Source organism: Photorhabdus sp. S10-54, from assembly GCF_963878145.1.
GTDB classification, from domain to species: Bacteria; Pseudomonadota; Gammaproteobacteria; order Enterobacterales; family Enterobacteriaceae; genus Photorhabdus; species Photorhabdus kayaii.
Genome location: NZ_CAWNXG010000025.1, coordinates 56,795 through 74,127, shown reverse-complemented (window position 1 = coordinate 74,127; position 17,333 = coordinate 56,795). Strand labels below are relative to the sequence as shown.

Annotated in this window: 15 protein-coding genes, 1 tRNA gene and 3 pseudogenes; 10 read left to right on the top strand and 9 right to left on the bottom strand. The window is 44.2% G+C overall.

The window, feature by feature from the left end; genetic code table 11:
* Positions 1–97: pseudogene (locus AACQ83_RS14480) on the top strand (IS5/IS1182 family transposase); the annotation flags it as partial.
* A 27-nt stretch (positions 98–124) separates the two neighbouring features.
* Here the strand turns inward: AACQ83_RS14480 and AACQ83_RS14475 are convergent.
* A pseudogene (locus AACQ83_RS14475) lies at positions 125–445 on the bottom strand (helix-turn-helix domain-containing protein).
* A gap of 8 nt (positions 446–453) precedes the next feature.
* Positions 454–639 (bottom strand): hypothetical protein, encoded by a 186-nt coding sequence (locus AACQ83_RS14470; protein ID WP_146747904.1) that lies wholly within the window; start codon positions 637–639, stop codon positions 454–456.
* 693 nt (positions 640–1,332) lie between these two features.
* On the opposite strand from AACQ83_RS14470, the gene AACQ83_RS24655 reads away from it, so the two are divergent.
* Entirely contained in the window at positions 1,333–1,905 is a 573-nt protein-coding gene (locus tag AACQ83_RS24655; RefSeq protein ID WP_112878326.1) for a BRO-N domain-containing protein, read from the top strand.
* 167 nt (positions 1,906–2,072) lie between these two features.
* Here AACQ83_RS24655 and AACQ83_RS14460 read toward each other — a convergent pair.
* A tRNA-Ile gene (locus AACQ83_RS14460) sits at positions 2,073–2,149 on the bottom strand.
* Positions 2,150–2,497: 348 nt separating this feature from the next.
* Here AACQ83_RS14460 and AACQ83_RS14455 point away from each other — a divergent pair.
* The 3 genes and pseudogenes from AACQ83_RS14455 (at position 2,498) to AACQ83_RS14445 (ending at position 3,552) form a co-directional block, all read left to right on the top strand.
* Positions 2,498–2,635 carry a hypothetical protein gene (locus AACQ83_RS14455; protein WP_158537781.1) on the top strand — a complete coding sequence of 46 codons (138 nt, stop codon included), beginning with the start codon at positions 2,498–2,500 and terminating at the stop codon, positions 2,633–2,635.
* A 59-nt stretch (positions 2,636–2,694) separates the two neighbouring features.
* Positions 2,695–2,997, top strand: a pseudogene (locus AACQ83_RS14450) (helix-turn-helix domain-containing protein); the annotation flags it as partial.
* On the top strand, positions 2,983–3,552 hold the full coding sequence (locus AACQ83_RS14445; protein WP_240000808.1) for a transposase: 570 nt from the start codon (positions 2,983–2,985) through the stop codon (positions 3,550–3,552). The pseudogene AACQ83_RS14450 and the gene AACQ83_RS14445, both read left to right, overlap by 15 nt.
* Before the next feature lie 114 nt (positions 3,553–3,666).
* On the opposite strand, the gene rpoD is transcribed toward AACQ83_RS14445, so the two are convergent.
* From rpoD to rpsU, 3 genes are all read right to left on the bottom strand, one after another.
* Positions 3,667–5,511: an RNA polymerase sigma factor RpoD gene (gene rpoD / locus AACQ83_RS14440; RefSeq protein WP_112878324.1), complete on the bottom strand. Its 1,845-nt coding sequence runs from the start codon at positions 5,509–5,511 to the stop codon at positions 3,667–3,669.
* A gap of 170 nt (positions 5,512–5,681) precedes the next feature.
* Positions 5,682–7,427, bottom strand: coding sequence for a DNA primase (gene dnaG / locus AACQ83_RS14435; RefSeq protein WP_112878323.1), 1,746 nt, complete (start codon positions 7,425–7,427; stop codon positions 5,682–5,684).
* A gap of 126 nt (positions 7,428–7,553) precedes the next feature.
* Positions 7,554–7,769 (bottom strand): 30S ribosomal protein S21, encoded by a 216-nt coding sequence (rpsU, locus tag AACQ83_RS14430; protein WP_001144069.1) that lies wholly within the window; start codon positions 7,767–7,769, stop codon positions 7,554–7,556.
* A gap of 294 nt (positions 7,770–8,063) precedes the next feature.
* Here rpsU and tsaD point away from each other — a divergent pair, with 294 nt between their 5' ends.
* A complete protein-coding gene (tsaD, locus tag AACQ83_RS14425) occupies positions 8,064–9,077 on the top strand; it encodes a tRNA (adenosine(37)-N6)-threonylcarbamoyltransferase complex transferase subunit TsaD (RefSeq protein WP_112878322.1) in 1,014 nt (337 codons plus the stop codon).
* 71 nt (positions 9,078–9,148) lie between these two features.
* On the opposite strand, the gene plsY is transcribed toward tsaD, so the two are convergent.
* The gene (gene plsY, locus AACQ83_RS14420; protein ID WP_112878321.1) at positions 9,149–9,805 is read right to left on the bottom strand and encodes a glycerol-3-phosphate 1-O-acyltransferase PlsY; all 657 of its coding nucleotides are present in this window, start codon (positions 9,803–9,805) and stop codon (positions 9,149–9,151) included.
* A gap of 106 nt (positions 9,806–9,911) precedes the next feature.
* Between plsY and folB the strand changes: the two genes are divergently transcribed.
* Together folB and bacA are read left to right on the top strand one after the other, a co-directional pair.
* Positions 9,912–10,262, top strand: coding sequence for a bifunctional dihydroneopterin aldolase/7,8-dihydroneopterin epimerase (gene folB / locus AACQ83_RS14415; protein WP_112878331.1), 351 nt, complete (start codon positions 9,912–9,914; stop codon positions 10,260–10,262).
* A gap of 176 nt (positions 10,263–10,438) precedes the next feature.
* Positions 10,439–11,257, top strand: a complete 819-nt coding sequence (gene bacA / locus AACQ83_RS14410) for an undecaprenyl-diphosphate phosphatase (RefSeq protein ID WP_112878330.1) — start codon at positions 10,439–10,441, stop codon at positions 11,255–11,257.
* Positions 11,258–11,310: 53 nt separating this feature from the next.
* Here the strand turns inward: bacA and AACQ83_RS14405 are convergent, their stop codons facing one another.
* Both AACQ83_RS14405 and AACQ83_RS14400 read right to left on the bottom strand, forming a co-directional pair.
* Positions 11,311–12,561: a multifunctional CCA addition/repair protein gene (locus AACQ83_RS14405; protein WP_112878320.1), complete on the bottom strand. Its 1,251-nt coding sequence runs from the start codon at positions 12,559–12,561 to the stop codon at positions 11,311–11,313.
* Positions 12,562–12,576: 15 nt separating this feature from the next.
* On the bottom strand, positions 12,577–13,197 hold the full coding sequence (locus AACQ83_RS14400) for a TIGR04211 family SH3 domain-containing protein (RefSeq protein WP_112878319.1): 621 nt from the start codon (positions 13,195–13,197) through the stop codon (positions 12,577–12,579).
* A 258-nt stretch (positions 13,198–13,455) separates the two neighbouring features.
* Here AACQ83_RS14400 and AACQ83_RS14395 point away from each other — a divergent pair, with 258 nt between their 5' ends.
* The gene (locus tag AACQ83_RS14395; RefSeq protein WP_112878329.1) at positions 13,456–14,394 is read left to right on the top strand and encodes a CYTH domain-containing protein; all 939 of its coding nucleotides are present in this window, start codon (positions 13,456–13,458) and stop codon (positions 14,392–14,394) included.
* A gap of 33 nt (positions 14,395–14,427) precedes the next feature.
* On the top strand, positions 14,428–17,286 hold the full coding sequence (gene glnE / locus AACQ83_RS14390) for a bifunctional [glutamate--ammonia ligase]-adenylyl-L-tyrosine phosphorylase/[glutamate--ammonia-ligase] adenylyltransferase (RefSeq protein WP_112878318.1): 2,859 nt from the start codon (positions 14,428–14,430) through the stop codon (positions 17,284–17,286).
* Positions 17,287–17,333: the final 47 nt, after the last annotated feature.

The following is a 17,333-nucleotide window of genomic DNA, read 5'->3' as shown; positions in this document are numbered from 1 at the left end:
TGCAATAGCAACAAGATACGATAAGTTGGAACGTAATTACGCCAGTATGCTAGCTCTGGGTTTTATCATCATCTGGCTGCCTATGTGGACTGAATAAATTATGTACCCGAAAGGTAAACAGCCCCTAGTTTAGTGGTTTAAACGTTGTCGTTACTTTTTCGGGTATAGAAATAACTGATGTGATATCAGAATTGTTTGGTAAATCATTTCGAACGGTTCGTTTGATAGGCTGCTCATTTTCATCAAAATACCGACTAGCCCATATCTCAGCAGGGGTTACACCAATTTCCTGAGCGATCAACAATTCCCCTTTAGGCTAGGGCCGCGTTAAAGCATTTGCTAATGTTGAAGAGTTTAAACCGTGCTCTCTGGACAATGATGCCAGCGTCTTATTTTTCTTGCGTATCGCAGCGATAATATCGGCGGTGTGCCAGTCTTTTTTCATATTCCTCCTTACCTCTTTGGTGGTGGCGATTCAAACAGGGTTTGCAGACCGGCGTTCATTTCCGGCGAGGTGTTAACCTCCCCTGCCTGAACCGCCATAGAAGGGCGATAGCAGGCACACTGGTAAAAACTTCTTACCAGCGTCCATAAACGCAAGGCTGCAAAACCTTGGTCACTGGATTTTGCCAATGACAATACTACTCTAAATGATTGTATTATCTGACTCAAGGATCAGATAGCTTGTACTATTACTCTTATGACACGAAATAAACGAACTTATGACGAAAACGGCACTACACCGCACCCGCCTGCACGTTTTGGATCAAAAAATTTTTTCAGTTTTAAAATCCTACGAAGCGAACTACCAAACCGCGTTAGCACTGGTATTATGAGATAAGCGGCAAATTGAAATGGTTGAAAAAATTTTCAGAAAATTTCAGTTTTTGGATCAATGATGGATCACGAGGAAATCACCAATATATTGATATTAAAGGTGAATTCCTATCTTGCGTGAGAGGGATGATCGCGGAAAATAGCAGCGTTGGATTGTGGAACTCAAGTAGAGCGCGGTTTTAGCTATGATAATGAAATCTGCCTCAAAAAAATTGTAGTTGACCTTCTGAAAACAATTTATTACCGTTTTATGCATGAGGACTAAAAACCTCAAGTAAGCGGTCAAAACCAACCCCGTTAGTGTTGGGTTTTTTTATGCCTAATTTTTAATGGTAGCTATTCGGCTATTATCTCTCTGATTCAATGTCGGGAGGGCGACTAATACAACACCCGCAAGGGGAATAAGTCCGCGGTTTCTTACTGCCGTTTTGAGCCTCCCGACACCATACTCTTAAATGGTAAACCCAATTCTCAAAGAAAAGTAAGGAGTCAGCAATGGCCAGTCTATCCGTAACTCCATTCATTTTTGAAAACCAACAAGTACGTACATTGATTAAAAATGGCAATCTTTGGTTTGTTGCACAAGATGTATGTGATGCCTTGAAAATCACAAACAGCCGCGAAGCTATCGCAAAACTTGATGATGATGAAAAGGATGTAGCTTTAAGTGACACCCTTGGTGGAAAGCAAAAAGTAAACATTATCAATGAATCAGGAATGTATTTTCTGACAATCCGCTGTCGTGATGCCGTAAAGAAAGGAACTTTACCTCACCGTTTTCGTAAATGGGTTACCAGTGAAGTTTTACATTCGATTAGAAAGACCGGTAGCTATATAGGCAGGAAGAAGAGTATTTCACTAAACCAGTTCATTATTTGCCCTTGTTGTCAGAAACCCGCCAATGTTCTAAGTACAGAAAAATTGAATAGACACAGAATTGAGGTCTTAGCAATTTGCAGTTCTATTCGGTGTCCAGAACAAGCTTTTAAAATTGAGATATATTTCTCACATTATCTTCAAGAGGAAGCAGGGATAAGAGTAGGAAAAGTGATGATGTTAAGAGGTTGATAAATGGCCTAATTCCTGTCCAGAAATTGAAGCTGGCTAGTGTGTTTTCATCTAGGCAATGGCTTTATGAAAAAATCTCTGTCGCCATTTTGTCGCCACTGATTACCAGAAACAAAAAAACCACTCTTGCTTGAGTGGTCTATCTATCTGTTTTCACAGCTAAAATCTGGTGGCCCCTACTGGACTTGAACCAGTGACCAAGCGATTATGAGTCGCCTGCTCTGACCAACTGAGCTAAGGGGCCGTTGAATGGGAAGGATTATACGTACAGTTTTGCTCGCGGTCTAGCTTTGTAAATTCGTATGATCATTTTATGTGCAAAATTGCGTTTTTAGTAAGTGAAAACGGGGAGTGATATATATTAGTTGCTTTTATGGTCTATTTAACGTTTTTATCCGTTACTGGATTAATTTCTCAGAAGCGATTTTGCACCATCTGGTTATATATTATTCCGATAAAAATATATTTTATACATTATTATTTTAATGATAATCATATCCCTTTCATTCTTCCTTAATCACCAGATGGAAAACGACTTTTTTATCTATCGGCTAGAGAGAATGTTGATTGAGTTATATCAGAGGAACCTGTGATGATATTTCTGCATAAATACCATATTGTCAGAGGATTTAGCAAAAACCGCCGTAAACTCTCGTCCAGTGCGGACGGGGATATAAGGCGAAAAGCCCAAAGGGCTTTAGGGCTGGCTACTGCGACGTATCCTGGCTGAATTGATATCTGCCTGTAAAACAGGCTAAAATGAATGCTCTTTATCAATGAGCGCTGAATATGTTAAGAGCGACCAAAGTCCGCATCTACCCCACCCCCGAACAGGCCGAGTATCTTAACAGTCTGTTCGGTGCGGTCTGTTTTGCGTACAACAAGGCGCTGCACATCAAAAAGCATACTTACAAACGTCACGGCGTGAGTTTAAATCCGCGCAAAGACCTCAAGCCGCTACTGGCGGTCGCGAAGAAATCCCGCAAGTACGCCTGGCTCAAGGCATATGATTCCATCGCGTTACAGCAGGCGGTGATTAATTTGAATACTGCGTTTGATAATTTTTTCAATCCGAAGTTGCGCGCCCAATACCTTATCAACGCCGTCCGTAACCTGCGTCGAAAGCAGAAATCGCTCTCCCGCAAACAAAAAGGCAGCGCTAACCGCGGTAAGGCCCGATTACGTCTGGCGGCAGTCCATGAGCGGGTAGTCCATGTTTGCGCCGATTTTCAACACAAACTCTCTCGAACAATAGTTGACGAAAACCAAGTGGTCATTGTTGAGACGCTGAAATCGGCCAACATGATGAAGAATCGCCGCCTTGCCCGCGCTATCGGGGATGCCGGCTGGAATAGCTTCCTCATGAAACTGGAATACAAAGCCGCAGCGGCGGGGGTCCACCTGGTCAAACTGGATCAGTGGTTCGCCAGTTCGAAAACCTGCCATTGCTGCGGTCACAAAGAGCCGGAAATGCCGCTAAATAAGCGGATCTGGCAATGCCCGGTTTGTCATGTCGAACATGACCGCGATATTAATGCGGCGAGCAACATACAGCGCAAAGGCATAACAGAATTACAGGCGGCGGGACTCGTCGTTTCTGCCCACGGAGGCCAGCGTAAATCCGTTATAAAGACGGTTGCGGCCTGAGAAGTGGGAAGCCTCGCCGTTTTTTACGGCGGGGGGCAGTCACAGTATCGCTGATATAAAAGACAAAAGCGTCTGCCTGAGCAGACGCTTTTTAGTCAGAATGAATAAATTTGGTTATTCATCAAGGAAGCTACGTAGAACCTCAGAACGGCTTGGATGACGTAGTTTACGTAGTGCTTTCGCCTCGATCTGGCGGATACGTTCACGGGTAACGTCAAACTGTTTACCGACTTCTTCCAATGTATGGTCAGTATTCATATCAATACCGAAACGCATACGCAGTACTTTTGCTTCACGAGCGGTCAGACCTGCCAAGACATCGTGGGTTGCTGAGCGCAGGCTTTCTGAGGTTGCAGAATCCAGCGGCAGTTCCAGCGTTGTATCTTCAATGAAATCACCTAAATGTGAATCTTCATCATCACCAATTGGTGTTTCCATTGAGATAGGTTCTTTGGCAATTTTTAGTACCTTACGGATCTTGTCTTCCGGCATCAACATACGTTCTGCTAGCTCTTCCGGCGTTGGTTCACGCCCCATTTCCTGCAACATTTGGCGGGAAATACGATTGAGTTTGTTGATTGTCTCAATCATATGAACGGGTATACGAATGGTACGAGCTTGGTCGGCAATTGAGCGTGTAATTGCCTGACGGATCCACCATGTGGCGTAAGTTGAGAACTTGTAACCACGACGATATTCAAATTTATCAACCGCTTTCATCAGGCCAATGTTGCCTTCTTGGATCAGATCCAAGAATTGCAGGCCACGGTTGGTATATTTTTTGGCAATTGAAATAACCAAACGTAAGTTGGCTTCAACCATCTCTTTTTTCGCTCGGCGGGCTTTTGCTTCACCGATGGACATACGACGGTTGATGTCTTTCACCTGTTCAATGGTTAAACCGGTTTCTTCCTCAATTTGACGAAGTTTTTGCAGGCTACGCTGTATTTCTTCTTCCACCTCAAGGAGTTTTTCAGACCACGGTTTGTTCATTGCTTTTGCAGCAGTAAACCAAATGTCGCTGGTTTCATTACCGGAGAACAAAGTGATGAAGTTCTTCTTCGGCATTTTGCACTGTTCAACACACATTCTCATGATCTGGCGTTCTTGAAGGCGAACGCGATCCATCATAGAACGCATGTTGTTGACCAGATAATCAAACTGCTTTGGCACCAGACGGAACTGTTTGAAAACTTCTGAAAGTTTTAAGATTTCGGCCGCAGTATTTGGATGATTGCGGCCGTTTTCCTTAATTTCCTGACGGGTGATGTCATACTGTTGTCGCAGTTCTTGAAATTTCTGGCGCGCTAATTCTGGATCGATGCTGTTGTCATCATCACTATCGTCATCACTGTCTTCATTATCGTCGTCTTCATCATCATCGAGCTCTTCCTGTGGAAGTTCAGAACCAACGTGGGTGGCAGTAGGTGCAAGTTCTTCTTCTGCGTTCGGGTCAACGAAACCAGTGATGAGATCTGACAGGCGAGCCTCACCTGCTTCCACACGGTCATATTGTTCCAGTAAGTAGGTGATTGCTTCAGGGTATTCAGCAACGGAACACTGTACCTGATTGATGCCATCTTCAATGCGTTTAGCAATGTCAATTTCACCTTCCCGGGTCAATAACTCAACGGTACCCATTTCACGCATGTACATACGTACCGGGTCGGTGGTGCGACCGATTTCAGATTCAACACTAGACAGTACTTGCGCAGCAGCTTCCACAGCGTCTTCATCTGTGTCGTTAGCGGTTTCTGCTAGCATCAGATCATCGGCATCAGGTGCTTCTTCCATTACCTGAATGCCCATGTCATTGATCATCTGGATGATATCTTCGATCTGATCGGAATCGACGATATCTTCCGGCAGATGGTCATTGACCTCAGCATAGGTCAGATAGCCTTGCTCCTTACCACGGGTGACAAGTAGCTTTAGCTGTGACTGCGGGTTTTGCTCCATAAGACGGTATCCACACTTCAGAGTATTTGGGTTGGTGTCGGTCGGCGAAACTAATCTGCCAACAATAACTTTTAAGGGCGTTTTCGTTATATTGCCGCTGCCCACTTATAGCGGCAAAATGTAGGGTTATTTCCCTACCTAATGCGGCATTTAAGCCGTGAATTCAGTGTTTACTTTCTGGCACGGGATTCATTAATCAAGCGAACTTCTTCGCGCTCTTCCGGTGTCAGGCCTTCAGTTCTTGCTCTGGCGATAAGAATGTCTAAACGTTCTTCTAACGCTGAATCAACAAGATGATCCAACGCGTCACGAAATGTATTTTCTGCTATTTCTTCTACTTGTATATCGTTCCATGTAGCTAATTTTTCAAGTTGTTTACTAAATTTATTATCACGATATTGCTCTAGCAGTTGTCCAGTTGTCAGCCCTGGCTGAGTAAGACAAACCTCCACAAGCTCCATAAATAATGGTAAGCCTGCAATTTTGGCCTGCATAATTCCCTGTAGGGGGGGAACTAAAGCGGCTAAGTGTGGGTTTTGTACCAACAGTCCTATAAGTATACGCATAGTTGTCGGTTTTAGCTGCGGCATCTGATAATTATTCCCACTTTCCAGATGCTGCGGCAATAAACGCTCCAACTGCACTGCATCAGGGATGCCCATCATATTGCCAAGTTCTTGTCTCATATAGAGACGCAGAACCTCCCCCGGAATCTGGTTGATCAATGGTACGGAAAGTGAACTGAGTTTTGTTTTCCCTTCAGGATTACTCAAATCAACTTGTGGCAGTAATGATTCGAACAGAAATTCAGACAATGTATGAGATTGTTCCATTCTTTGTTCAAATGCTTTCCGGCCTTCCTTACGGATTAGTGAATCAGGATCTTCGCCATCAGGCAAAAACATAAAACGTAACTGCCTACCATCATTCAGATAAGGGAGCGCTGTTTCCAATGCCCGCCATGCTGCATCACGCCCGGCTCTGTCACCATCGTAACAACAGATGACGTTATCAGTAGAGCGGAAAAGTAATTGAATATGTTCCGATGTAGTCGAAGTACCTAGTGAGGCAACTGCATAATCGATACCAAACTGCGCCAGTGCTACCACATCCATATAACCTTCAACTACTAATAATCGTGAAAGGTCACTGTGATTTTGTTGTGCTTCATAGAGGCCATATAGTTGGCGGCCTTTATGGAAAATTTCAGTCTCTGGTGAGTTGAGATATTTTGGGAGTGCATCTCCCAGAACTCGTCCACCAAATGCAATTACGCGCCCTCTACGGTCACGGATTGGAAACATTATTCGTTCGCGGAAGCGGTCATAGGTACGGCCATTATCATTTGCGACCAGCATTCCAGCATCATTTAACTGTCGACGATCTTCCGCATTATGAGCAAACCGCTTCAAGGTGTTGTCCCAACCAGCGGGAGCGAAACCAATCGAGAAACGGTGGATAATTTCTTCACTAAGCCCACGCTGAGCCAGATATTGCCGGGCTTGTTGTGCAGCAGGGGTGTTTAATACATTTTGATAGAAGCTATTAAGCTTATCCATCAGTTGATAAAGGTTTTGTCTTTGGTGACGTTCTATCTGACTGCTACTGGAACCTGCTTCATAAGGGACTTCCAGACCATGCATAGCAGCTAATTCTTCGATGGATTCGACAAACTCAAGTCTATCGTAATTCATCAGAAAATCGATGGCGTTGCCGTGAGCTCCGCAACCAAAGCAATGATAAAACTGTTTATCGCCATTAACAGTAAACGAGGGTGTCTTTTCGTTATGAAATGGACAGCACGCGTGGTGATTTTTACCCTGTTTTTTAAGTGGCACACGAACATCAATCAGATCGATGATATCGGTACGAGCTAATAAATCATTGATAAATGCGCGCGGAATTCGTCCAGCCATAAGCCCTTTTACGCCTGTTGATGAACGACAATAAACCGCGCTCCCTTTCGGAAAGCACGGCCTTTATCTGCAACTATTGTTACTGTTGTCTGCAAATTCAATCACTATGCGGATCAACCGCAAGGATTAGTACAGACGAGTGCGGCGTGCGTTTTCACGAGCCAGCTTTTTAGCGTGACGTTTTACAGCAGAAGCTTTAGCGCGTTTACGCTCAGTCGTTGGTTTTTCATAGAATTCACGACGGCGAACTTCTGCTAATACACCTGCTTTTTCGCAGGAACGCTTAAAGCGACGCAATGCTACGTCGAATGGCTCGTTTTCACGTACTTTAATTACCGGCATGTGCCTCTCACCTCAATAGAAATCGGTCTTGCTGGCGTGGGATGCCAGCCATCTTAAAATGGTGCGGAATTTTACTTCAATGAACACGGCTTTGTAAAGCGCCACAGCAAATTGAAACAACAACATTACGACGGTGATCTGCAAATCAGTTCCGTAATATTGATGATAACCACACAGGGATTTTATGTAGAGGGGTGATTATAGACTAAGCAGCAAAAATAGTCAGCATGTAAGCCGCGCAAATTAACTTATTAATGATAAACTGGCTCTCTTCTGTGGAATATAGGTAGTGTAATGCGAGTTTTAGGTATAGAAACGTCCTGCGATGAAACCGGAATCGCAATTTATGACGACAAAGCCGGTTTATTGGCAAATCAATTATACAGTCAGATTAAACTGCATGCCGATTACGGTGGTGTCGTGCCTGAATTGGCTTCACGTGACCATATCCGCAAAACAGTGCCCTTAATTCAAGCTGCTTTGAAAGAGGCAGGATTAACCTGTAAAGATATTGATGCGGTGGCTTATACAGCAGGTCCTGGTCTGGTTGGTGCGTTATTGGTGGGGGCGACGATTGGCCGTTCTCTGGCGTTTTCTTGGGATGTTCCTGCGATTCCTGTTCATCATATGGAAGGGCATTTACTAGCTCCAATGCTGGAAGATAACAGCCCTGAATTCCCGTTTGTGGCTTTGCTGGTGTCTGGTGGTCATACACAGCTTATTAGTGTGACGGGTATCGGTAAATATGAGCTACTTGGTGAATCAATAGATGATGCCGCTGGTGAAGCATTTGATAAAACAGCTAAGTTACTGGGATTGGATTATCCAGGAGGGCCGATACTCTCCAGAATGGCTCAGAAAGGAGAAGCTGGGCGTTTTGTATTTCCTCGCCCGATGACAGATCGTCCTGGGTTGGATTTCAGTTTTTCAGGATTAAAAACTTTTGCGTCTAATACTATTCATAGTAACAGCGATGATGAGCAGACTAGAGCGGATATTGCCCGCGCTTTTGAAGACGCGGTAGTTGATACATTAGCGATTAAATGTAAAAGAGCGCTTGAGCATACCGGGTTCAAGCGACTAGTGATGGCTGGTGGTGTCAGCGCCAACAGAGCATTGCGTATTAAAATGGAAGAAGTCATGGCAAAATTGGGTGGCGAAGTATTTTATGCGCGCCCTGAATTCTGTACAGATAACGGCGCCATGATTGCGCTTGCCGGCATGGTCCGCCTAAAAGGAGAGGTGAATGACTCACTTGGCGTGACAGTCAAAGCCCGCTGGCCATTGTCGGAATTACCTCCATTATAAATCTTCTTGATATAATGAAAATAAAAGACCAGTAACTCAATGAGTTGCTGGTTTTTATCCGGCCTTAGTTGTTAATCTTCTTTTCTTTGCTCTTTTTCTGTTCGGTTTTTTTCTTTTTCGGTCATCTCTTTTTTCTTTTTTAGCTTGTTCCAGAGACGATTTTCTTGGCCGCGCCACAGGCGCTGGATATTATCATGGTGACGTAGTAACACCAGACAGCAGAGCATGGCTACGGGGAAAGTGAATTCGGGTTTAAACCACCAGACATAGAATGGTGCTATCAAGGCACTGACAATGGCCCCTAAAGAAGAATAGCCGCTCAATAATATGGTCAGCAGCCAAGTACCCATCATCAAACCTGTCAGATCCCAACCAATTGCCGCAATAGCACCAAAAGCAGTTGCGACACCCTTACCGCCTTTAAATTGGAAAAAGATCGGGTAAATATGGCCGAGACAAGCAGCTATTGCTGTAATTCCTAAATAGAAAGGGGGAACATAGAATTGATAAGCCAACCAGACGGGGATCATCCCTTTTAGAACATCACAAATTAGTACTATTGCCGCAGTACTGCGGCCACCAATTCGCAATACATTTGTCGCGCCTGGGTTGCCTGAGCCATGTTGACGAGGATCAGGTAGCCCAGCCAGACGACAAATAAGTATTGCGCTGGAAATTGAACCGCAAAGATACGCGAAGATGATCATACCAAGCGCGATAGCACTCATAATGTCTCCCCAATAATAATGGTCGTTTTCTTAGCCTAGTCATGGATAATACGCATATTTAGTCGGAAGTGGTATCCGACAAGTTGAAAAACAGGAAAATGACGTGATAGATATCGTATTTATTGAGGAGTTAGTCGTTATTACCACAATTGGTGTTTACGATTGGGAACAGACCATTAAACAGAAGTTAGTGTTCGATATCGAAATGGGATGGGATAATAAACGCGCATCTTCCAGTGATAATGTCGAATATTGTCTGGATTATGCCAAAGTCAGCGAAGCGATTATCAGTCATGTAGAAAATCAGAATTTTGCTCTGGTTGAAAGAGTGGCTGAAGAGGTAGCGGATCTACTGTTAAAACGCTTTAATTCGCCGTGGGTACGGATAAAAGTGAGTAAACCGGGTGCTGTCGCACAGGCTCGTCAAGTGGGTGTTATTATTGAAAGAAAAAAATAATCTGATCAGTAGTGAATTCAGCTGCCATATTATTGTCATTGTTCTTACATAGACTGGCGTGCAGTAGTGCCAGGCTTGATAATCATGTTAATTGATTAATGACAATGAGAATAATGGTAGCTGGGGTTATTCCATGCTACTTGTTTCGGGTATTTATTAATGGGCGACCTCTCTATATGACTGACCTTTCTACCTTGTTTCATGCAGCGGTTCTTGGTGTTGTTGAAGGGCTAACTGAATTTCTTCCTGTTTCCTCTACCGGCCATATGATCATTGTTGGCCATATGTTGGGATTTACTGGCGATAAAGCTGAAACATTTGAAGTTATTATCCAACTTGGATCTATCCTTGCTGTGGTAGTAGTGTTTTGGCGTCGCTTGTTTGGACTCATTGGCATCCACTTTGGTGAAGTTCCTCATGAAGGTAAAACCAATGGCAAACTGAGATTGAGCCATATTATTTTGGCAATGCTACCTGCGGTGACGCTTGGGTTGGTGTTCCATGATGTCATCAAATCACTGTTTAACCCACAAAGCGTGATGTATGCCTTGGTTATTGGTGGTGGGTTGCTAATTACAGCAGAAATCTTGAAACCTAAAACACCAAAAGCAGAAGGGCTGGATGATATTACTTATCGTCAGGCTTTTATGATTGGCTGTTTTCAGTGTCTAGCTTTATGGCCGGGATTTTCCCGTTCAGGTGCGACAATTTCTGGTGGAATGCTGATGGGGGTTAATCGTTATACTGCATCAGAATTCTCGTTTATTTTGGCTGTACCGATGATGATGGGAGCAAGTGGATTAGATTTATATAAGAGCCTGCACTTTTTGAGTGCTTCTGATATCCCAATGTTTGCTGTTGGTTTTGTTACTGCATTTGTTGTCGCGTTAGCCGCCATTAAAACTTTTCTGGCATTGATTAAGCGTATATCTTTTATCCCATTTGCTATCTACCGCTTTATTGTGGCAGCCGCTGTGTACTGGGTATTTATGTAGTGAATGATTCCCCCTGATATCATATTGCCTAGTGTTTGATATCAGGGGATGTTTCAGGTAACCGTATTGTCTTGAACTGTATTGTCTTGTTGTTTCCATTCCGCCAATGCGTGCTGACGCTGACGTCGTAACTCATGACCAATGTCAGCGCCACGTAATCCACTGTCTACAATATTTTTCACCTGAACTTGGCTGGCAACTTTGAATGCCTGTCGCAGATAATCACCTTGTGGATAGGGTGTATCTTCAAAACCGATACGACCCCGCGCATCGGCTTCACTGATGATAACTAATTGCTCTATTCGCTGTGGTTTACGCCATGCATCAACAGCATCAAACAACTTAAGTAATGTTTTCGGCCGCAATTGAGCGACGGTATGCACTAAATCATGATACTGAGCAGCCAGTTTTGCCAAATCACGAACAGAATTAGGAACACGCAGACGTTGGCATAATTGGTCAACTAACTTAACACCTGCTGGCCCATGTCCATAATGGTGAGGCCACTGTTCTGGTGGTGTCAGCCCTTTACCAAGATCATGGCATAGAGAAGCAAAACGACTATCGACTTCATTTGTTAATTCAGTCGCTACTTTCAGCACCATTAACGTATGAATACCGGTATCAATCTCAGGATGCCACTTCTCTGGTGCGGGAACACCAAACAAATTATCAATTTCAGGAAACAACACCCCCAATGCACCACAATCACGTAAAACCTGAAAAAAGACCTGAGGGGAAGGGCTAGCAAGGGCTTTCTCGGTCTCTTTCCAGACACGTTCTGGTGTGAGTACTGATAACTCGCCGTTGGTTGCCATATTTGACATTAATGCTTGTGTTTCGGGCGCGATGGTAAACCCTAAATGGGCGAAACGAGCGGCAAAACGAGCTACTCGTAGTACCCTTAGTGGATCTTCAGAGAAAGCATCAGAAACATGGCGTAGAATACGATTGTTCAAATCATCAACACCATGATAAGGATCAACCAGTTCACCAGTGGGTGTTTGAGCGATCGCATTAACCGTCAGATCACGACGCTGCAAATCGTCTTCCAGTGTGACATCCGGCGCTGCATAACAAGTAAAACCCGTATATCCCAGGCCGGATTTTCTCTCAGTGCGTGCTAAGGCATACTCTTCATGGGTTTGGGGATGCAGGAACACCGGAAAATCTTTGCCAACTTGCTGATATCCTAGGGATAACAGCGTTTCTGATGTTTCACCCACAACGACCCAATCCCGCTCTTTTACAGGAAAATTTAGCAGTCGGTCACGTACTGCGCCGCCAACCAGATAGACTCTCACCTAACATGTTCCTTATCAACTCATCCAACGGTCATTTCGCTTACGGCGAGGGATCATATGCGGCAGTAATAGCCCAAAGATTAAACCAGCGCCTGCAACACCACCGCCATACATAAACCATTGCAGAATGATATTACGTTGTTTGTCATCAAGCTGTAGATTTGCAGCATCAAGCTTTTTTTCTGCTACCGTCAGTTTGTTTTTCAACCTCTCATTCTCTTTTTTCAGTTCTGCAACAATGCTACTACTATTGGCCGCCTTTAGTTGCATGTCGGCAGTGCGCTGATTCCAGTTATTGTCTATATTGGCTAACTTCTCCGTCAATGTTTTCACTTCCTGTTCCAATTCTGGGAGGCGGGTGCGTAGGCTTGGTTTATTACTGAGTTGGTTAACGGGTAGCCAGACAAGGCGGCCTTTATCATCTTTAACTTGAGCGTAATTACTATCCCGATTGATGCTTATCAATGTGACTTCATCACCGGCATTCAGTGTACCGGCAATACGATACTGGTTACCCGGCCCGGCGTGTGTGTAGGTAGATAACTCATCAGATACATAGCGCTTTCCTTCCGCGTGGGTAGTGAGCGAAAAGCTGAGGCTTATTAATGCCGTGAGAAGTAAATGTAGTTTTCGCATTGTGATTTCAACCGTTTTTTATCTATGGTGAGTTTAAAATTTGATAGTAAAGAGTTAAGTTTGCTAGAGCAATCAGTAAACCAAAATGACATTTTTCTAATTGGTTGAATACGGGGCTTGTTATCTGTTGAACGAATTTCCTGTTAATGACTATCATAACTTGCAGAAAAGGGAAATTTTAATTTTTTTCTTACTCGTCGTAGCAAAAAGCGAAATCAAGGTAAGATGAGAGCAAAGATTGTCATCAACGGTGTAGATATGAGTGTAGAAATTGAATTAAAACTTATCGTCAAACCACAAGTTATTCCTACAATTCGCCAGCAATTATTGTTATTTCCGCATTACTATTTTTCTCCCCAAAAGTTGACCAATATCTATTTTGAAACGTCGGATAATCAACTGCGTGGTCTTGATATGGGGTTGAGGATCCGTGGTTTTGATGATCAATATGAGATGACGGTTAAAACAGTTGGTAAGGTGGTTGGCGGTTTGCATCAGCGACCGGAATATAATGTGCCATTGGCAAAGCCGGAACTGGCATTGACTCTGTTTCCACCGCACATCTGGCCTGACAACTGTGATGTGGAAGCATTGCAATCCCGTTTGAATGCGTTATTCAGTACTGACTTTATGCGTGAGAAGTGGGTGGTGACTTATGGACAAAGTGAGATTGAAGTGGTGCTTGATCAGGGAGAAATTATTGCAGCCAATCGCAAGGAGCCAATCTGTGAATTTGAACTGGAGTTAAAACAAGGAATCATAGCCGATGTATTAGCATTGGCGGTTGAGTTGGCAACATCAAATGGCTTGCGGCAAGGAAATAGAAGCAAAGCGGCCCGTGGTTATCAATTAGCTCAGGGAAAACCAAAAGCAGTTTGGCCTTCAATCCAGGTGGAAATTGATATGCAGCAGTCATTGCCTTCGGTACTTACGTCAATATTAGCCCATTGGCAGGAGCAAGAGGAATGTTGGCTGGCCGGTTTATCAGACGGTCGAGATGGCTTAAAGCAAGTACTGACTTTGATTCAGCAGACGATCGAATATTCTAGTGAGCCGGAACAGTTGGACAACCAATTAGTTGCTATCAACCAGAAATTATTGGATACGGAAACAGACGCCGAAACGCTATGTTATAGCTCGCTCTATTTGCAATGTAAGTTGGCACTGACTATGTGGTTAATAGATCTATGTGGTTAATAAATCTCTCCGTTTAAATAACAGGAATTCTCTATGTTGCCACTTTCAACTCCGCTTCTGGCCCAGTTACAGCGTGTGACTGAACATTTTCATCAACTAACTTTGAACGTTGAGCCTGTTGCTGCTCATGAGCAGGCCATATTATCCCTGAGCGATTTTGTTGTTGAAAACCTGCAAACTCATCCTGAATGGTTAGCTGAGATCCGCCAACATCCACCTGAAGCGCAGGAGTGGCATCAATATGCTGAATGGCTGCAACAATTACTCGCATCAGTAGAGGATGAAAATACCCTCATGCGGGTTTTACGCCAGTTCCGTAACAAGATTCTGGTCAGAATAGCCTGGTCGCAGGCGCTACATAGCATGACGACTCAGGAGACACTGCAACAGCTTAGTATGTTGGCTGAAACGTTGATTATTGCTGCCCGTGATTGGTTGTATCAGCGTTGTTGTCAGGATTGGGGAACGCCTTGTAATGAGCGAGGCGAACCACAACCGCTGTTGATTCTCGGTATGGGAAAACTGGGCGGTGGTGAGTTGAACTTCTCTTCTGATATTGATCTGATTTTTGTCTATCCTGAAAACGGCATTACCCAAGGTGGCCGGCGTGAAATGGATAACACCCAGTTTTTTACCCGCTTGGGGCAGCGTCTTATCAAAGTGCTCGATCAACAAACTGTGGATGGTTTTGTGTATCGGGTAGATATGCGTTTGCGCCCGTTCGGTGATAGTGGCCCATTGGTGTTTAGTTTTGTTGCACTGGAAGATTACTATCAAGAGCAAGGGCGTGATTGGGAACGTTATGCGATGGTGAAAGCACGGATTATGGGTTCGGGCAACCAAGCGTATGGTAAAGAGCTACGCCGGATGTTGAGACCATTTATCTTTCGCCGTTACATTGATTTCAGTGTGATTCAATCCCTGAGAAATATGAAAGGCATGATTGAACGGGAAGTGCGTCGCCGTGGCTTGAAAGACAATATCAAACTGGGGGCTGGTGGTATTCGTGAAATTGAATTTATCGCCCAGGTGTTCCAGCTTATTCGTGGTGGACGTGAACTGTGTTTGCAATCTCAGGCGTTGTTACCAACTCTGCAAATAATAGCGCGGTTGACGCTTTTACAATCATTGCAGGTGAAACAACTTGCTGACGGTTACCTTTTTTTGCGGCGGTTAGAAAATCTTTTACAGTCAATTAATGATCAACAAACTCAGACTCTGCCAGAAGATGAGCTGAATCGTTCGCGACTGGCATGGGGCATGGGATTTGAAAGTTGGGACGCTCTGATAATTGAATTGAACAGCAAGATGGGTGCTGTTCGGGCTATTTTTACGCAATTGATTGGCGATGACAGTGATAATAGTGAAGAGGAACCTAGTCATGTACCATTTAAAAGTCTGTGGCTGGAAGAACTCGAAAAAGAAGAGTTAATCATACTAGCTCCGCACTTGGATGAAGAAATTGCACAGCAGATATTGCATATTATTTCTGTGTTCCGCCATGATGTGGGTAAAAGAACCATTGGCCCTCGTGGGCGTGATGTGCTTGACCATCTGATGCCACGTTTGTTGGCAAAAGTCTGTTTGCGACAAGATGTCAATAATCAAGATGTCAGTATAGTACTAGAGCGGGTTATTCCGTTGTTGTTAAGTATTGTCAGCCGTACAACTTACCTGGAACTGATACTTGAATCGGAAGCTGTACTGACACATGTTATCCGGCTGTGTGCTGCTTCACCGATGATTGCGACTCAGCTTGCCTGCCATCCATTGTTGCTGGATGAACTGCTTGATCCACAGTTTCTGTATGAGCCTTTGCCATTAAATGCCTATAAAGATGAATTGCGGCAATATTTGTTGCGGATACCAGAAGATGATGAAGAGCAACAACTAGAAGCGCTCCGCCAGTTTAAGCAGGCTCAATTACTGAGGATTGCGGCGGAGGATATCACTGGTGTATTGCCGGTGATGAAAGTCAGTGATCATCTCACTTATTTGGCAGAAGCGATTATTGAAGCAGTTGTTCAACAGGCGTGGGGACAAATGGCAAAACGTTATGGTGTTCCATCACATTTGAGTCAGCGGCAAGGTCTGGGATTTGCTGTGATTGGTTATGGCAAATTGGGTGGTTGGGAGTTGGGCTACAGTTCTGATCTTGATTTAGTTTTCCTGCTTGATTGCCCGGTGGATGTGATGACTGATGGCGATCGATCGATCGATGCTAGACAATTTTATTTGCGTCTTGCCCAACGAATTATGCACTTGTTCAGTGCTCGAACCTCCTCTGGTGTGTTGTATGACGTGGATCTCCGCCTGCGTCCTTCAGGCGAATCAGGCATGTTAGTCAGTACCATCGGTGCGTTTGCTGATTATCAGCAGAATCAAGCGTGGACTTGGGAACATCAGGCGTTGGTACGTGCCCGTATGGTATTTGGTGATGAAAACTTGCATCGGGATTTTGAGCGGATACGCCATCAGACATTATGTACGCGACGAGAACCCGCTTTGTTACGTCAGCAAGTAAGGGAAATGCGGGAAAAGATGCATAAACATTTAGGCAGTCACCATCCAGATCAATTTGATATTAAAGCTGATCCGGGAGGGATCACCGATATCGAATTTATCGCTCAATATTTGGTGCTTCGTTATGCTACTGAAAATGCGCGTTTGGTGAGTTGGTCGGATAATGTACGGATTTTTCAATTAATGGCGGCTTATGAAATTATGGATGAAGATGAGGCAGCCGCATTAACGCAGGCTTACGTTTCTATGCGTGATGAACTACATCATCTGGCGTTACAGAAGCTTTCCAGTCGGGTATCAACCCATTGTTTCAGTGAACAACAGGAACGGATACGTCGTAGTTGGCAACAGTGGTTGGGTGAACAATAACGGGTTTTACTGGTTTGGTGTAGGGATTTTACGGTCGTATGATAATA

Coding starts and splice junctions, on each gene's coding strand:
- AACQ83_RS24655 (WP_112878326.1), top strand. CDS start 1,333: ATGGCCAGTCTATCCGTAACTCCATTCATTTTTGAAAACCAACAAGTA.
- AACQ83_RS14455 (WP_158537781.1), top strand. CDS start 2,498: ATGATATTTCTGCATAAATACCATATTGTCAGAGGATTTAGCAAAAAC.
- rpoD (WP_112878324.1), bottom strand. CDS start 5,511: ATGGAGCAAAACCCGCAGTCACAGCTAAAGCTACTTGTCACCCGTGGT.
- dnaG (WP_112878323.1), bottom strand. CDS start 7,427: ATGGCTGGACGAATTCCGCGCGCATTTATCAATGATTTATTAGCTCGT.
- rpsU (WP_001144069.1), bottom strand. CDS start 7,769: ATGCCGGTAATTAAAGTACGTGAAAACGAGCCATTCGACGTAGCATTG.
- tsaD (WP_112878322.1), top strand. CDS start 8,064: ATGCGAGTTTTAGGTATAGAAACGTCCTGCGATGAAACCGGAATCGCA.
- plsY (WP_112878321.1), bottom strand. CDS start 9,805: ATGAGTGCTATCGCGCTTGGTATGATCATCTTCGCGTATCTTTGCGGT.
- bacA (WP_112878330.1), top strand. CDS start 10,439: ATGACTGACCTTTCTACCTTGTTTCATGCAGCGGTTCTTGGTGTTGTT.
- AACQ83_RS14400 (WP_112878319.1), bottom strand. CDS start 13,197: ATGCGAAAACTACATTTACTTCTCACGGCATTAATAAGCCTCAGCTTT.
- AACQ83_RS14395 (WP_112878329.1), top strand. CDS start 13,456: ATGAGTGTAGAAATTGAATTAAAACTTATCGTCAAACCACAAGTTATT.
- glnE (WP_112878318.1), top strand. CDS start 14,428: ATGTTGCCACTTTCAACTCCGCTTCTGGCCCAGTTACAGCGTGTGACT.